12 protein-coding genes, 4 tRNA genes and 1 riboswitch are annotated in these 12,599 nt (G+C 57.9%); of the genes, 4 read left to right on the forward strand and 12 right to left on the reverse strand.

Annotation, left to right across the window (positions count from 1 at the left end; genetic code table 11):
* Positions 1 to 15: 15 nt before the first annotated feature.
* Complete coding sequence (locus KI231_RS22070) at positions 16 to 195, forward strand: PA3371 family protein (protein WP_103304098.1); 180 nt, start codon at positions 16 to 18, stop codon at positions 193 to 195.
* Here KI231_RS22070 and phnN read toward each other — a convergent pair.
* Positions 170 to 739 carry a phosphonate metabolism protein/1,5-bisphosphokinase (PRPP-forming) PhnN gene (gene phnN, locus KI231_RS22075; RefSeq protein ID WP_213026338.1) on the reverse strand — a complete coding sequence of 190 codons (570 nt, stop codon included), beginning with the start codon at positions 737 to 739 and terminating at the stop codon, positions 170 to 172. The genes KI231_RS22070 and phnN overlap by 26 nt on opposite strands.
* Before the next feature lie 388 nt (positions 740 to 1,127).
* On the opposite strand from phnN, the gene KI231_RS22080 reads away from it, so the two are divergent.
* Entirely contained in the window at positions 1,128 to 1,454 is a 327-nt protein-coding gene (locus KI231_RS22080) for an Arc family DNA-binding protein (RefSeq protein WP_003178899.1), read from the forward strand.
* A 245-nt stretch (positions 1,455 to 1,699) separates the two neighbouring features.
* On the opposite strand, the gene mgtE is transcribed toward KI231_RS22080, so the two are convergent.
* Positions 1,700 to 3,142, reverse strand: coding sequence for a magnesium transporter (gene mgtE, locus KI231_RS22085; protein ID WP_103304077.1), 1,443 nt, complete (start codon positions 3,140 to 3,142; stop codon positions 1,700 to 1,702).
* Between the two features lie 321 nt (positions 3,143 to 3,463).
* Between mgtE and KI231_RS22090 the strand changes: the two genes are divergently transcribed.
* A complete protein-coding gene (locus KI231_RS22090; RefSeq protein ID WP_213026339.1) occupies positions 3,464 to 3,982 on the forward strand; it encodes a cell envelope protein SmpA in 519 nt (172 codons plus the stop codon).
* 19 nt (positions 3,983 to 4,001) lie between these two features.
* Here KI231_RS22090 and KI231_RS22095 read toward each other — a convergent pair.
* From KI231_RS22095 to ltaE, 8 genes are all read right to left on the reverse strand, one after another.
* Positions 4,002 to 4,078, reverse strand: a tRNA-Arg gene (locus KI231_RS22095).
* Between the two features lie 72 nt (positions 4,079 to 4,150).
* A tRNA-Arg gene (locus KI231_RS22100) sits at positions 4,151 to 4,227 on the reverse strand.
* Between the two features lie 72 nt (positions 4,228 to 4,299).
* Positions 4,300 to 4,376: transfer RNA gene (locus tag KI231_RS22105), tRNA-Arg, on the reverse strand.
* A 108-nt stretch (positions 4,377 to 4,484) separates the two neighbouring features.
* Positions 4,485 to 4,575: transfer RNA gene (locus KI231_RS22110), tRNA-Ser, on the reverse strand.
* Between the two features lie 62 nt (positions 4,576 to 4,637).
* Positions 4,638 to 4,826 (reverse strand): carbon storage regulator CsrA, encoded by a 189-nt coding sequence (csrA, locus tag KI231_RS22115; protein WP_002554426.1) that lies wholly within the window; start codon positions 4,824 to 4,826, stop codon positions 4,638 to 4,640.
* Between the two features lie 188 nt (positions 4,827 to 5,014).
* The gene (locus KI231_RS22120) at positions 5,015 to 6,256 is read right to left on the reverse strand and encodes an aspartate kinase (protein ID WP_016773595.1); all 1,242 of its coding nucleotides are present in this window, start codon (positions 6,254 to 6,256) and stop codon (positions 5,015 to 5,017) included.
* Positions 6,257 to 6,346: 90 nt separating this feature from the next.
* The gene (alaS, locus tag KI231_RS22125; RefSeq protein ID WP_213026340.1) at positions 6,347 to 8,965 is read right to left on the reverse strand and encodes an alanine--tRNA ligase; all 2,619 of its coding nucleotides are present in this window, start codon (positions 8,963 to 8,965) and stop codon (positions 6,347 to 6,349) included.
* A gap of 146 nt (positions 8,966 to 9,111) precedes the next feature.
* Positions 9,112 to 10,116 (reverse strand): low-specificity L-threonine aldolase, encoded by a 1,005-nt coding sequence (gene ltaE / locus KI231_RS22130; RefSeq protein WP_213026341.1) that lies wholly within the window; start codon positions 10,114 to 10,116, stop codon positions 9,112 to 9,114.
* Between the two features lie 199 nt (positions 10,117 to 10,315).
* Positions 10,316 to 10,487, forward strand: a riboswitch (FMN riboswitch).
* Between the two features lie 101 nt (positions 10,488 to 10,588).
* On the opposite strand from ltaE, the gene KI231_RS22135 reads away from it, so the two are divergent.
* Complete coding sequence (locus tag KI231_RS22135; protein ID WP_103304073.1) at positions 10,589 to 11,098, forward strand: 6,7-dimethyl-8-ribityllumazine synthase; 510 nt, start codon at positions 10,589 to 10,591, stop codon at positions 11,096 to 11,098.
* Between the two features lie 145 nt (positions 11,099 to 11,243).
* On the opposite strand, the gene astE is transcribed toward KI231_RS22135, so the two are convergent.
* Positions 11,244 to 12,254 carry a succinylglutamate desuccinylase gene (gene astE, locus KI231_RS22140; RefSeq protein WP_213026342.1) on the reverse strand — a complete coding sequence of 337 codons (1,011 nt, stop codon included), beginning with the start codon at positions 12,252 to 12,254 and terminating at the stop codon, positions 11,244 to 11,246.
* A gap of 12 nt (positions 12,255 to 12,266) precedes the next feature.
* Positions 12,267 to 12,557, reverse strand: a complete 291-nt coding sequence (locus tag KI231_RS22145; protein ID WP_016983958.1) for a hypothetical protein — start codon at positions 12,555 to 12,557, stop codon at positions 12,267 to 12,269.
* Positions 12,558 to 12,599 lie beyond the last annotated feature (42 nt).

The raw sequence follows: 12,599 nt of genomic DNA on the forward strand, positions 1-12,599 counted from the left end.
TTTCAGGAGTACAGCATGTCCAAATCAGCAGCAGGATTTCTGATCCTCGCCTTATTGAGTGGCGTTGTGCATTTTTCGCTGTTCGAGGAAACCGAAATCACCCTGCCCCTGGTTGGTTGTGGCGTGTTTGCGGTGTTGTTCGTGCTGGCGCTGGTCGCCGGGCGCAAGATCAAATTTGATCCGGTGTTGCGTTGATTTTTATCCATTTCAGCAGTTGATTGACGGCGTCTGCCAAGGCGCCCGAGTTATCGATCAGGTGGACGGGCTCATCACTTGATCGCCTGTCCTTGAACAGCGTATTGCGGGCCAGTCTCGCGTCGATTTGCTCCAGCGTCTCGCGGCCCCGTCTGAGCAGTCGCTCACGCAAGACCTCATCCTTCACCGTCAATAAAACCGGCAGCAGTGTCGGGTAGCGCTCAAGTGCCTGCCGTAGGTTGGCGCGAGAACCATTCACCAATACATGTCGCCCGGATTTCAACCACTCGTCCATTTGTGCGGGAATGCCATAGGCGAGGCCATTGGCCTGCCAGGCGAGGGAAAAATCGCCTGCCCGCTGGCACTGTTCGAACTCTTCTGGCGTCACGCCAATTGCGTCTTCGCCCACCGATTCCGCTGAGCGCGTGATCACTCGACGCATCACTTCGCAGTTCAACGCACGAAGTGGCTCACGGGCGGCCTCAATCAGGCTGTCCTTGCCTGAGCCGGACGGTCCCATCAGATAAATAAGCCTGCCATCCATCTTGAAAACGCCCTCCGGCATGCTTCAGCGCTAGTAAATCGGCAAATTGCCACTATCCTGTACAGGTAAGGAACAAGGATCGAAAGCCGCATAGCATGCACGCTCTGAGGTCTTCGGACATCAACTGATGTGCACTTGGAAGCGGTCAGTCATGCGGGTGAAGGCAAAGTTTTCAAACCAGTCCGCATTTCTGATAATTGGTGCTGGCATTACGCCTTTACCCGGCTCAATATTTGTCACAGAATTGACGCCAATGATCTGGCAATTTTGAGGCATGATGCCGGCCTCTTAACAATTCAGGTTGAACCATTTGGCGCGGATGCTTGTCCTACCACACATCCTGCGGCCAATTCCGAGAACCGCTCCCCTGAACTAACCGGTTAAATATATGCGCCCATTGAAACAGGCAATTTATTCCAGCCGTACGGCTGACAAGTTTGTCGTACGTCTGCCAGACGGAATGCGTGAACGCATTGCCGAGGTGGCTCGCAATCATCATCGCAGCATGAACTCCGAGATCATTGCGCGCCTTGAGCAGAGTCTTATTCAGGAAGGCGCACTGGGCGAAGAGCTGAGCATGCGCCTGGACAGCCCGGAGCTGTCGTTGCACGAGCGCGAGCTGCTGCAACGCTTCCGTCAACTGTCTCACCGTCAGCAGAACGCGTTGGTGTCCTTGATCGCCCACGACGCTGAAATGGCCGCAGACGCGTCCTGAGCCACACCGAACAGCTCAAAGCCAGCATAAGTGCTGGCTTTTTTTTGCCTGCGATTCGACACGTTAGCCGCCAGGCACACATTCGTGGTGAGGGGATTTATCCCCGATGGACTGCGAAGCGGCCCCAAAAAGAGGGACTGCTGCGCAGTCCATCGGGGATAAATCCCCTCGCCACAGGTTACCAATCACCCATCAGACAGGCACAAAAAAGCCCGCCATTCGGCGGGCTTTTGCATTGCAGCGAATCAGAGCAGGAAGATCGTCGCCAACCCCAGGAAGATGAAGAAACCACCGCTGTCGGTCATTGCAGTGATCATGACGCTGGCCCCCATTGCCGGGTCGCGCCCCATCTTCGCCAGCGTCATCGGGATCAATACACCCATCAACGCCGCCAGCAACAGGTTGAGGGTCATTGCCGCAGTCATCACGACGCCCAGCGACCAGCTGCCGTAAAGCAGGTAGGCGACGACACCGATGACCCCGCCCCAGACCAGACCATTGATCAGCCCGACCGCCAACTCTTTGCGCATCAGACGCGACGTGTTACCGGTGCTGACCTGGTCGAGCGCCATGGCACGCACGATCATGGTGATCGTCTGGTTACCGGAGTTGCCACCGATACCCGCCACGATCGGCATGAGCGCCGCGAGCGCTACCAGCTTCTCGATCGAACCTTCAAACAGGCCGATCACCCGGGACGCAACGAACGCGGTAATCAGGTTGACCGCCAGCCACGCCCAACGGTTACGCAGCGATTTCCACACCGACGCGAAGATGTCTTCCTCTTCACGCAGACCCGCCATGTTGAGGACTTCGCTTTCGCTCTCCTCACGAATCAGGTCGACCATTTCGTCGATGGTCAGACGGCCGATAAGCTTGCCGTTCTTGTCGACCACCGGGGCGGAGATCAAGTCGTAACGCTCGAACGCCTGAGCGGCGTCGTAGGCATCTTCGTCCGGGTGGAAACTCACCGGATCGCTGGCCATGACTTCAGCAACCTGTTTGTCCGGGTCGTTGACCAGCAAACGCTTGATCGGCAGCACGCCCTTGAGCACGCCGTCGTAGTCGACCACAAACAGTTTGTCGGTATGGCCGGGAAGCTCTTTGAGACGACGCAGATAGCGCAGAACCACTTCGAGGCTGACATCCTCACGAATGGTCACCATCTCGAAGTCCATCAGCGCACCGACCTGCTCCTCGTCATAGGACAAGGCCGATCGCACGCGCTCACGCTGTTGGTTATCCAGACTCTCCATCAGCTCATGGACGACGTCTCGCGGCAGCTCGGAGGCCAGGTCAGCAAGTTCGTCGGCGTCCATGTCCCTGGCGGCCGCCAGGAGCTCGTGATCGTCCATGTCGGCGATCAGCGTTTCACGGACCGAATCGGATACTTCGAGAAGAATGTCGCCGTCGCGGTCAGCCTTGACCAGTTGCCAGAGCGTCAGACGATCGTCCAGCGGCAAGGCTTCGAGAATGTAGGCGACGTCGGCGGAGTGCAGATCATCGAGCTTGCGTTGCAACTCGACGAGATTTTGCCGGTGAACCAGGTTTTCAACCCGGTCGTGATGCGCGCCTTCCTGGCGATGAGTCAGGTCTTCGACGACCCGTTGGCGCTGCAGCAGCTCAACGACTTGAGCCAGGCGATCCTGCAGGCTTTCCTGTGTTTTCTTTACTTCGATTTCAGACATAGGCGAACTCCACTCCCAGCAGCGGGGCACGCCGGAAGGATCAATCAGTCAATTCATGATTGGTGAAACGAGGTACTGAGTAACTACTGGGTAAGTCCATGGAGGTTTTCCATAAGCCCCGGCGGGGCTGACGGGCGCAATGATACACCGCCTGACGGTTTTAAACGTTAAAAAATCGTGGCCGAAACAAGCGCTTGCGAAACAAACCTGAGCGCTCTCCTGATCCATGCAAATGCGACGACTCATCCTGAAAAGAAAACACACGGGCAGTGAAAAATGTAGCGACTACCCTTGAGCATAGATCGTCATGGAGGACGTCGAATGCCATCGAAAACATCTCGTTTTGTACTGAGCAGCCTGCTCTGCCTGCCGCCCGCCGGGGCCGCCACCACCCTTCACCGCTGCGAGGCCGCTGACGGCAGCATCACGTTCACCTCAATGAGTTGCGCGAGCGGCGAACGGCGCTCCGTGCAGGAAGCTCACCCTTACCTGCCCGGATCGGTCGTGGCGATCATGCCGGAGCACAACCACGAAGAAATATCCGCTATGAGAACCAATGGCCGAGAAGCAGGCGTTGTTGGTCGCACAGAAGATCAATGCGGAAATCTGATCGACGCCAGGCAACGCCGGGAAGCGATCATCAATCGCCGCATCATTGCCGGCATGAGTCAGCAGGATGTCGAGAGCGCGCTGGGCAAACCGGACAAGGTCAACATTCGGACATCGACCACGAGCTACCGGTATGACCTCAAGCGAGGCCGAAGTGCTCAAGTCGATTTTGATGAGAGAGGATGCGTGAAAGGAAAAGCCAAATCCCGGACAGCAAAAAGCCCGCGTTAAACGCGGGCTTTTCGGTATATGGTGCACTCGACAGGATTCGAACCTGTGACCGCTCGGTTCGTAGCCGAGTACTCTATCCAGCTGAGCTACGAGTGCATTTTGTGTTTTTAGACCAGACCACAACTGGCTGAAGCCAAGTTACTTGCATTGCTGCAACCAACTCTTAAATGGTGCACTCGACAGGATTCGAACCTGTGACCGCTCGGTTCGTAGCCGAGTACTCTATCCAGCTGAGCTACGAGTGCATTTGTGCTTGTTAGACCAGATCACACCTGGTTGAAGCCAAGCCACTTACATTGCTGTAACTGACTCTTAAATGGTGCACTCGACAGGATTCGAACCTGTGACCGCTCGGTTCGTAGCCGAGTACTCTATCCAGCTGAGCTACGAGTGCATTTTGTTGCGCCGCATTATAGCCCGTCTAATCTCTATTCCAACCACTTTTTCTATAAATTTCAACAACTTACCGAAAAAGCCAGATTACAACGTACTAAGCAAATAATGGCGGAGAACGGGGGATTCGAACCCCCGACACCCTTTTGAGGTGTACTCCCTTAGCAGGGGAGCGCCTTCGGCCACTCGGCCAGCTCTCCGCAACACGGGGCGTATCTTAACCAACCTTTTCCCCGTTTGCAAACATAAAAATCGATAAAAATTAATGGCTTGGTTCTTCGTCCTTCTCTTTCTTTATACGCAGGTAAATTTCCTCACGGTGCACGGCAACCTCTTTCGGAGCGTTCACACCGATGCGCACTTGATTTCCTTTAACGCCGAGCACGGTCACGGTGATTTCGCCATCACCGATAATCAGGCTTTCTGCGCACCGACGAGTCAGAATCAGCATACCTTTCTCCTCACGCAATTCAGTTCAGGGACAACAGTCTGCAAAAAAAAGGCACCCGACCTACAACCGGAGCGATCGTAGCCCTACATGCCTGAGTATTGACCAGCGCGAGCAAAAGAACAGTTCAGGGCTCGCGCCATTCAAAAAATAAAGGGCGCGGTCAAACCGCGCCCTTCAGTGAAGCGGAATCACTCACCCTGACGGGCAGGCGCATCCAGTTCGAAAGCCGTGTGCAGCGCGCGCACAGCCAATTCCAGGTACTTCTCTTCGATCACCACGGAAACCTTGATTTCCGAAGTCGAGATCATCTGGATGTTGATGCTTTCCTTTGCCAGGGATTCGAACATGCGGCTGGCCACGCCTGCGTGGGAACGCATGCCGACGCCGACGATCGAGACCTTGGCAATCTTGGTGTCGCCTACCACTTCCCGGGCACCGATCTCGCGAGCGGTGTTTTCCAGCACGGTCTGTGCGGCCTGGTAGTCGTTGCGGTGCACGGTGAAGGTGAAGTCGGTGGTGTTATCGTGCGCAACGTTCTGCACGATCATGTCGACTTCGATATTCGCGGCACTGATCGGGCCGAGAATCTTGAACGCCACACCGGGGGTGTCTGGCACGCCACGGATGGTCAGCTTGGCTTCATCGCGGTTGAAAGCGATGCCGGAAATGATCGGCTGTTCCATGGTTTCCTCTTCATCAATAGTAATGAGGGTGCCCGGACCCTCCTTGAAGCTGTGCAGTACGCGCAGCGGTACGTTGTACTTGCCGGCGAATTCCACCGCACGGATCTGCAACACCTTGGAACCGAGGCTGGCCATCTCCAGCATCTCTTCGAAAGTGATCTTGTCCAGACGCTGAGCGACCGGCACCACACGCGGGTCGGTGGTGTAGACACCATCGACGTCGGTGTAGATCTGGCATTCATCGGCTTTCAGCGCTGCCGCCAGTGCCACACCCGTGGTGTCGGAACCGCCGCGACCGAGGGTGGTAATGTTGCCGTGCTCGTCGACGCCCTGGAAACCGGCGACAACCACCACGCGACCTGCTTTCAGATCACCGCGAATCTTCTGGTCATCAATCTGCAAGATACGCGCTTTATTGTGCGCACTGTCCGTCAGGATCCGCACCTGATTACCGGTGTACGACACCGCCGGCACACCGCGCTTGATCAGCGCCATGGCCAACAGGGCAATCGTCACCTGCTCACCGGTGGAAACGATCACGTCCAGTTCACGCGGAACCGGTTGAGCCTCGCCACTGATTTGCTTGGCCAGATCGATCAGACGGTTGGTTTCGCCGCTCATTGCAGACAGCACAACCACCAGGTCATCGCCGGCATCGCGGAATTTCTTAACCTTGTCGGCGACCTGCTCGATTCTCTCGACAGTGCCGACCGAGGTGCCTCCAAATTTCTGTACGATCAAAGCCATTTCAAAGCCGCCTCTGCCCATGAAGGGCGCCCAATAATCACTCGAACAGCCGCCGGGCCCGCCACTAGACTGCGGGCTCGACGGGCCGTCTTATAAAGCCTGCTCGACGAATGGAACGGTCAGCGCCAGTGCGCCATCCAGCGCGCCGGCATCGATACCGCCGCCCTGCGCCATGTCTGGACGACCACCGCCCTTCCCGCCCACTGCCGCAGCAGCCTGTTTCATCAAATCACCGGCTTTGAGTTGGCCAGTCAGGTCTTTGGTTACGCCTGCAACCAGAACGACCTTTTCCTCATGGACACTGCCGAGCAGGATCACTGCGCGGCCGAGTTTGTTTTTCAGCTGATCGACCAGCGCCAGCAGCGCCTTGCCGTCCTGACCATCCAGACGCGCGGCCAGAACCTTCACGCCTTTGACGTCGACTGCCGAGTTCGACAGATCGTCGCCAGCGGCGCTGGCAGCCTTGGCCTGCAATTGCTCCAGTTGCTTTTCCAGCGCGCGGTTGCGCTCCAGCACGGCGGACAGCTTGTCGATCAGGTTGTCGCGGCTACCCTTGACCAGGTTGGCCGCTTCCTTGAGTTGTTCTTCAGCAGCGTTCAAGTAGGCCAGTGCCGCAGCACCGGTGACTGCCTCGATACGACGCACGCCCGAAGCCACACCGCCTTCGCTGATGATTTTCAGCAGGCCGATGTCGCCGGTACGGTTGGCGTGGATACCGCCGCACAGCTCGACGGAGAAATCACCGCCCATGCTCAGCACGCGCACGTTGTCGCCGTACTTCTCGCCAAACAGCGCCATGGCGCCTTTGTTCTTGGCGGTTTCGATGTCGGTCTCTTCGGTTTCAACCGCGGAGTTCTTGCGAATCTCGGCGTTGACGATGTCTTCCAGCGCTTTGATTTGCTCAGGCTTGATCGCTTCAAAGTGGCTGAAGTCGAAACGCAGGCGTTGGCTGTCCACCAACGAGCCTTTCTGCTGAACGTGCTCACCCAGAACCTGACGCAGTGCAGCGTGCAGCAAGTGGGTGGCCGAGTGGTTCAGCGAAGTGGCGTGACGCACCTCGGCATCGACGTGGGTTTCCACTGGCGCGCCAATAGTCAGGCTGCCCGAGTCCAGCACACCGTGGTGCAGGAAGGCGCCGCCGGTCTTGGTGGTGTCGCGTACGTCGAAACGGGCGTTGCCCGCTTGCAAATAACCGCAGTCGCCGATCTGGCCGCCGGATTCAGCGTAGAACGGCGTCTGGTTCAGCACGATCACCGCCTCTTCGCCTTCATTCAAGACGTCGACCGACTTGCCTTCTTTATAGATAGCGACGATTTTTGCCGAACCGCTGGTGTCGGTGTAGCCGGTGAACTCAGTGGCCACATCAACCTTGACCAGCGTGTTGTAGTCCAGACCGAACGAGCTGGCCGAACGCGCACGAACACGCTGGGCTTCCATTTCACGCTCGAAGCCGACTTCGTCAACGGTCAGGCCGCGCTCGCGGGCGATGTCCGCGGTCAGGTCCATCGGGAAACCGTAGGTGTCGTAGAGTTTGAACACCACGTCGCCTGGCACCACGGTACCTTTGAGTTCTGCCAGATCCTGCTCGAGGATCTTCAGGCCGTGCTCCAGGGTCTTGGAGAACTGTTCTTCTTCAGCCTTGAGCACGCGCTCGATGTTGCTCTGCTGCTTCTTCAGTTCCGGGAAGGCTTCGCCCATCTCGGCAACCAGTGCCGCAACGATCTTGTAGAAGAAGCTGCCAGTGGCGCCCAGTTTGTTGCCGTGACGGCAGGCGCGACGAATGATCCGGCGCAGCACATAACCGCGGCCTTCGTTGGACGGCAGCACGCCGTCGGCAATCAGGAAACCGCACGAACGAATGTGGTCGGAAACGACTTTCAGCGAAGACTGGTCGCCATTCTCGCAGCCGATGGCTTCAGCCGAGGCCTTCAGCAGATTCTTGAACAGGTCGATGTCGTAGTTGGAATTGACGTGCTGCATCACCGCACTGATCCGCTCCAGGCCCATGCCGGTGTCGACCGACGGCGCTGGCAACGGATGCAACACACCATCGGCGGTGCGGTTGAACTGCATGAACACGTTGTTCCAGATCTCGATGTAACGGTCGCCATCTTCTTCCGGCGAGCCCGGTGGGCCACCCCAGATGTGGTCGCCGTGATCGTAGAAAATCTCGGTGCATGGGCCGCACGGGCCGGTATCGCCCATGGTCCAGAAGTTGTCGGAAGCGTACGGCGCGCCTTTGTTGTCGCCGATGCGAATCATGCGCTCGACCGGCACACCGATCTGTTTGGTCCAGATGTCATACGCTTCGTCATCGGAGGCGTAGACGGTAACCCAGAGCTTTTCCTTCGGCAGTTTCAGCACGCCGGTGAGGAAGGTCCAGGCGAAGGTGATCGCGTCGTGCTTGAAATAGTCACCGAAGCTGAAGTTACCGAGCATTTCGAAGAACGTGTGGTGACGAGCGGTATAACCGACGTTTTCCAGGTCGCTGTTCTTGCCACCGGCGCGCACGCATTTCTGGCTGCTGGTCGCACGGGTGTACGCACGTTTTTCCTGGCCCAGGAAGCAGTCCTTGAACTGGTTCATCCCCGCGTTAGTGAACAGCAGGGTTGGGTCGTTGCCCGGAATCAAAGAGCTGGAGGCTACACGGGTGTGGCCTTGCTCTTCGAAGAAGCGAAGGAAGGCTTCACGGATTTCTGCGCTTTTCATTAGGTTCTTCCACGGAGGCTGCGGCCAAAGGCCTGTTCGAAACGTCAACAGACGAAGCGACGGCAAAGGGCCGCATTATATCGGCCCTGCGCGCGGGGTACAGCGTGTTTATACGATAGAAACGGTCAATTGGACGGCTAACGCTGTCACTTGCGCGAAAACTCGACGAATGTCGCGATCACTTGCTCGATTTGCGAGCGATTGACGTCCATGTGCGTGACCATGCGCAGACGAGCGGCAGCGCTCAATTTGATCCCGCGCTCGGCGGCAAACGCCTTGAGCGCCTCGGCCTTGTCGCCCATCTGCACGTAAACCATGTTGGTCTGTACCGGCTCGACACTGAAGCCTGCACCACGCAAGCCTTCGGCGAGAAACTGCGCGTTGGCGTGGTCATCGGCCAGACGCTCGATATTGTGATCCAGCGCGTACAGCCCTGCTGCTGCCAGCAAACCGGCCTGACGCATACCACCGCCGACCATTTTGCGCAGGCGCCGCGCCTTGCCGATCAACTCGACCGAGCCGCACAGCACCGAACCAACCGGCGCGCCAAGGCCTTTGGACAGGCACACCGACACCGAATCGAAATACTGGGTGATTTGCCGGGCATCAATGCCCAGCTTGACCGCAGCGTTGTACAAGCGAGCGCCGTCCAGGTGCAGCTGCAGACCGTTGTCCTGAGTGAACTTGCGTGCCCGGGCCAGATACTCCAGCGCCAGCACCTTGCCTTGCATGGTGTTTTCCAGCGCCAGCAGTCGGGTGCGGGCAAAGTGGAAGTCATCCGGCTTGATCGCGGCGGCCACTTGATCCAGATCCAGCGAGCCGTCGGCCTGCACCTCCAGCGGCTGCGGCTGAATCGAACCGAGCACCGCTGCGCCGCCGCCCTCGTACTTATAGGTGTGCGCCTGTTGGCCAACGATGTACTCGTCACCGCGCTCGCAGTGCGCCATCAAACCGAGCAGGTTGCTCATGGTGCCGGTCGGCACGAACAGCGCAGCGGCGAAACCCAGTCGTTTTGCCAGTTCGGCTTCCAGACGATTGACCGTCGGATCTTCGCCATACACATCATCGCCGGTGGCCGCCGCGGTCATCGCGTCGAGCATGGCGGGAGTCGGTTGAGTGACGGTGTCGCTGCGAAGATCGATAACGCTCATGAACCTGGCCTCAAAGTCAGCAGGGAAAATCCCTTTACGAAGGTGAATTACTGCGGTCATTGCGCCGATTAATCAACCCTTGGCGCAGGAAAACACCATATCAGCGTTCAGAAAACTCGATAGCAATCATCAGAAAGGCGCAATGCACAGACACACAATCTGTGTTAAAAACGCTGCGCCGCCGAAAAAAGGGCGGCGTAAACGTTCTCAGGGCGGGGTGTAATTCCCCACCGGCGGTAATTGCGCGCAATGCGCATAGCCCGCGAGCGCTTGGTGACGAACACGGCTTAGGCGGTGGACGGCGACAAGGTCAGCAGACCCGGTGTGATTCCGGGGCCGACGGTCATAGTCCGGATGAAGAGAGAACGGGATTAACGCCAAAGGGCCGTCCGCGCGCTTCTGCGCTCGTGCGTACCCTTGAATCCCTTTCGATTCATAACGCCCTGTTTTTCACACAAACAGGAGTCAGAACATGCAACCCACCGCTATCGACAGCAAAAGCAAACACCCACACGGCGAGCGCGTTGCGTTCATCCAGGCCTGCTGGCACAAGGAAATCGTCGACCAGAGCCGCAAAGGCTTCCTCGCCGAAATGCTTGTTCAGGGTTATCAGGAATCGGACATCGATTTCTTTGAAGTCGGCGGCGCCTTTGAAATGCCCCTGCACGCCAAACTGCTGGCCAAGACCGGTCGTTATGCCGGTATCGTCGCGGCAGCCCTCGTCGTGGACGGCGGCATCTACCGTCACGAGTTCGTCGCCCAATCGGTGGTCAGCGGCCTCATGCAGGTACAGCTGGAAACCGAAGTGCCGGTGTTCTCGGTGTCCCTGACCCCGCACCACTTCCATGCCGGCGAAGAACATCAGAAGTTCTTCTTCGAACACTTTGTACACAAGGGTCAGGAAGCAGCACGGACTTGCGCGGATACGCTGCGCAAGGTTCGCGCACTGCGCCGCACCGAGCCACATGCTGTAGCGGTCTAAAGACGCTGAGTGAGATCTCTGGTCTCACTCTTCCCCTGTGGGAGCGGGCTTGCCCGCGATAGCGGTGGATCAGTCGCGATAGATGTCGACTGACCGTACGCCATCGCGGGCAAGCCCGCTCCCACAGGGTTTTATGGCGATCAGCTCAGGCGAGATTTTCGTCGCTGGTCGGCACGATCAGGATGCCCGCGCGCAGGCCGTTCTTGACCTTGGGATTAGGGAAGATGATGCGTGCGCCCTCCTCCTCGATGACCCAACGGGTATTGGCCAGATCTTCGGCCAGCACGTAACCCATCTCCAACTCGGAAAAGTTCTCGATATCCTGCGGCAGGTTCAGGCGGAAGGCATCGCTGTGCTTGATGATTTCCCGCGCCACGCTGAATAGCTGCAAACCATCCAACTGCGCTTCAGCCATTTCCGGCTCATTGCCTTCAATGATCTGTTTCAAACGGGTTTCCAGCAGCGACACATTGACCCCGTCGTTCTGCCCGAATGGCCGAGCCTTGCCCAACTCCAGCGTGAAGGACTCGGCATCGAGCTTGTCGTAGGTGTACGAGCTGAACACGATCGATGGCTTGTTCTGCAACAGCACCGCTTCCATGCCCGCCGCATGCAGACGCGCCAGTTCCCGGCGGGAATGCTGACGACCTTCTTTCCACGGATACAAGGCGAACTGTTCGATCTTCGAGCCGCGAATCGCCGTGTGCAAGTCATAGTGCAGACGCTGGCGATTTGGCAGGCTGAAGAAACTCGCCGCTAACCGCTCCAGCTCACAGGCGCGTATGGCTTCAGAACCGCTTGTTTGTTCATGACGGCCATTGAACAGCCGATTGACGTCCTGCTCGATGAAGCGCTCGCCTTTGCGAATGGCCTCGGGATTACCGAACAGGAACAGAATGCGAGCACGTGGCTTCAGATCGCCACGAGCGATGTCGTGCAGCAACCGGTCGAGCAACTCGATCGGTGCTGTTTCGTTGCCATGAATGCCTGCCGACAGCAGCAGATCCAGGCCATTGTCGCGAGCTTCCGGGGGCCGGACTTCCAGCGCCCCTTCGCTCAACCAGCGCATGCGCACGCCTTCGACAGTCAGTTGAGTCTTCTCCGCCGGTTCGCGGCCGGCGAGGGTCAGTTCAAGCAGTTTGCCGAGGGCGAGCATAGAGCGGTTTCCTTAGTGATCGTGGTTGCAATCCGGGCCGTGCACGTGGTCTTCGTCGTCGCCGACGTCAGCCGGTTCCATTTCCAGTTGCAGACTTACCAGATTAGTCGCCAATGGGCGCAGCAGCAGGTTGGCGTATTCCGCGTCACCTTCTTCAACGTCCACGCCGATCAGCAGTTGGCCACGGCCGTCCTGCTGGATCCACAGCTCTTTGCCTTGCCACATGACCGCGACGCGGGTGCACGAGGTTTGCAGTTGCGTGCCGTCGGTGTCTTCAAGGATCAGCTGCAGGGAATCGCTCATGTTTTTACTCTCTTGGGGAGACAAGCCGTGCGCCGCGTTCAG

It is taken from the genome of Pseudomonas sp. Seg1 (assembly GCF_018326005.1).
Lineage (GTDB): Bacteria > Pseudomonadota > Gammaproteobacteria > Pseudomonadales > Pseudomonadaceae > Aquipseudomonas.

What these genes read in the sequence shown, in the direction of transcription:
- KI231_RS22070 (WP_103304098.1), top strand. Translation starts at nt 16, where the DNA reads ATGTCCAAATCAGCAGCAGGATTTCTGATCCTCGCCTTATTGAGTGGC.
- KI231_RS22135 (WP_103304073.1), top strand. Translation starts at nt 10,589, where the DNA reads ATGCAACCCACCGCTATCGACAGCAAAAGCAAACACCCACACGGCGAG.
- KI231_RS22120 (WP_016773595.1), bottom strand. Translation starts at nt 6,256, where the DNA reads ATGGCTTTGATCGTACAGAAATTTGGAGGCACCTCGGTCGGCACTGTC.
- KI231_RS22145 (WP_016983958.1), bottom strand. Translation starts at nt 12,557, where the DNA reads ATGAGCGATTCCCTGCAGCTGATCCTTGAAGACACCGACGGCACGCAA.
- KI231_RS22080 (WP_003178899.1), top strand. Translation starts at nt 1,128, where the DNA reads ATGCGCCCATTGAAACAGGCAATTTATTCCAGCCGTACGGCTGACAAG.
- alaS (WP_213026340.1), bottom strand. Translation starts at nt 8,965, where the DNA reads ATGAAAAGCGCAGAAATCCGTGAAGCCTTCCTTCGCTTCTTCGAAGAG.
- mgtE (WP_103304077.1), bottom strand. Translation starts at nt 3,142, where the DNA reads ATGTCTGAAATCGAAGTAAAGAAAACACAGGAAAGCCTGCAGGATCGC.
- astE (WP_213026342.1), bottom strand. Translation starts at nt 12,254, where the DNA reads ATGCTCGCCCTCGGCAAACTGCTTGAACTGACCCTCGCCGGCCGCGAA.
- ltaE (WP_213026341.1), bottom strand. Translation starts at nt 10,116, where the DNA reads ATGAGCGTTATCGATCTTCGCAGCGACACCGTCACTCAACCGACTCCC.
- KI231_RS22090 (WP_213026339.1), top strand. Translation starts at nt 3,464, where the DNA reads ATGCCATCGAAAACATCTCGTTTTGTACTGAGCAGCCTGCTCTGCCTG.
- phnN (WP_213026338.1), bottom strand. Translation starts at nt 739, where the DNA reads ATGGATGGCAGGCTTATTTATCTGATGGGACCGTCCGGCTCAGGCAAG.
- csrA (WP_002554426.1), bottom strand. Translation starts at nt 4,826, where the DNA reads ATGCTGATTCTGACTCGTCGGTGCGCAGAAAGCCTGATTATCGGTGAT.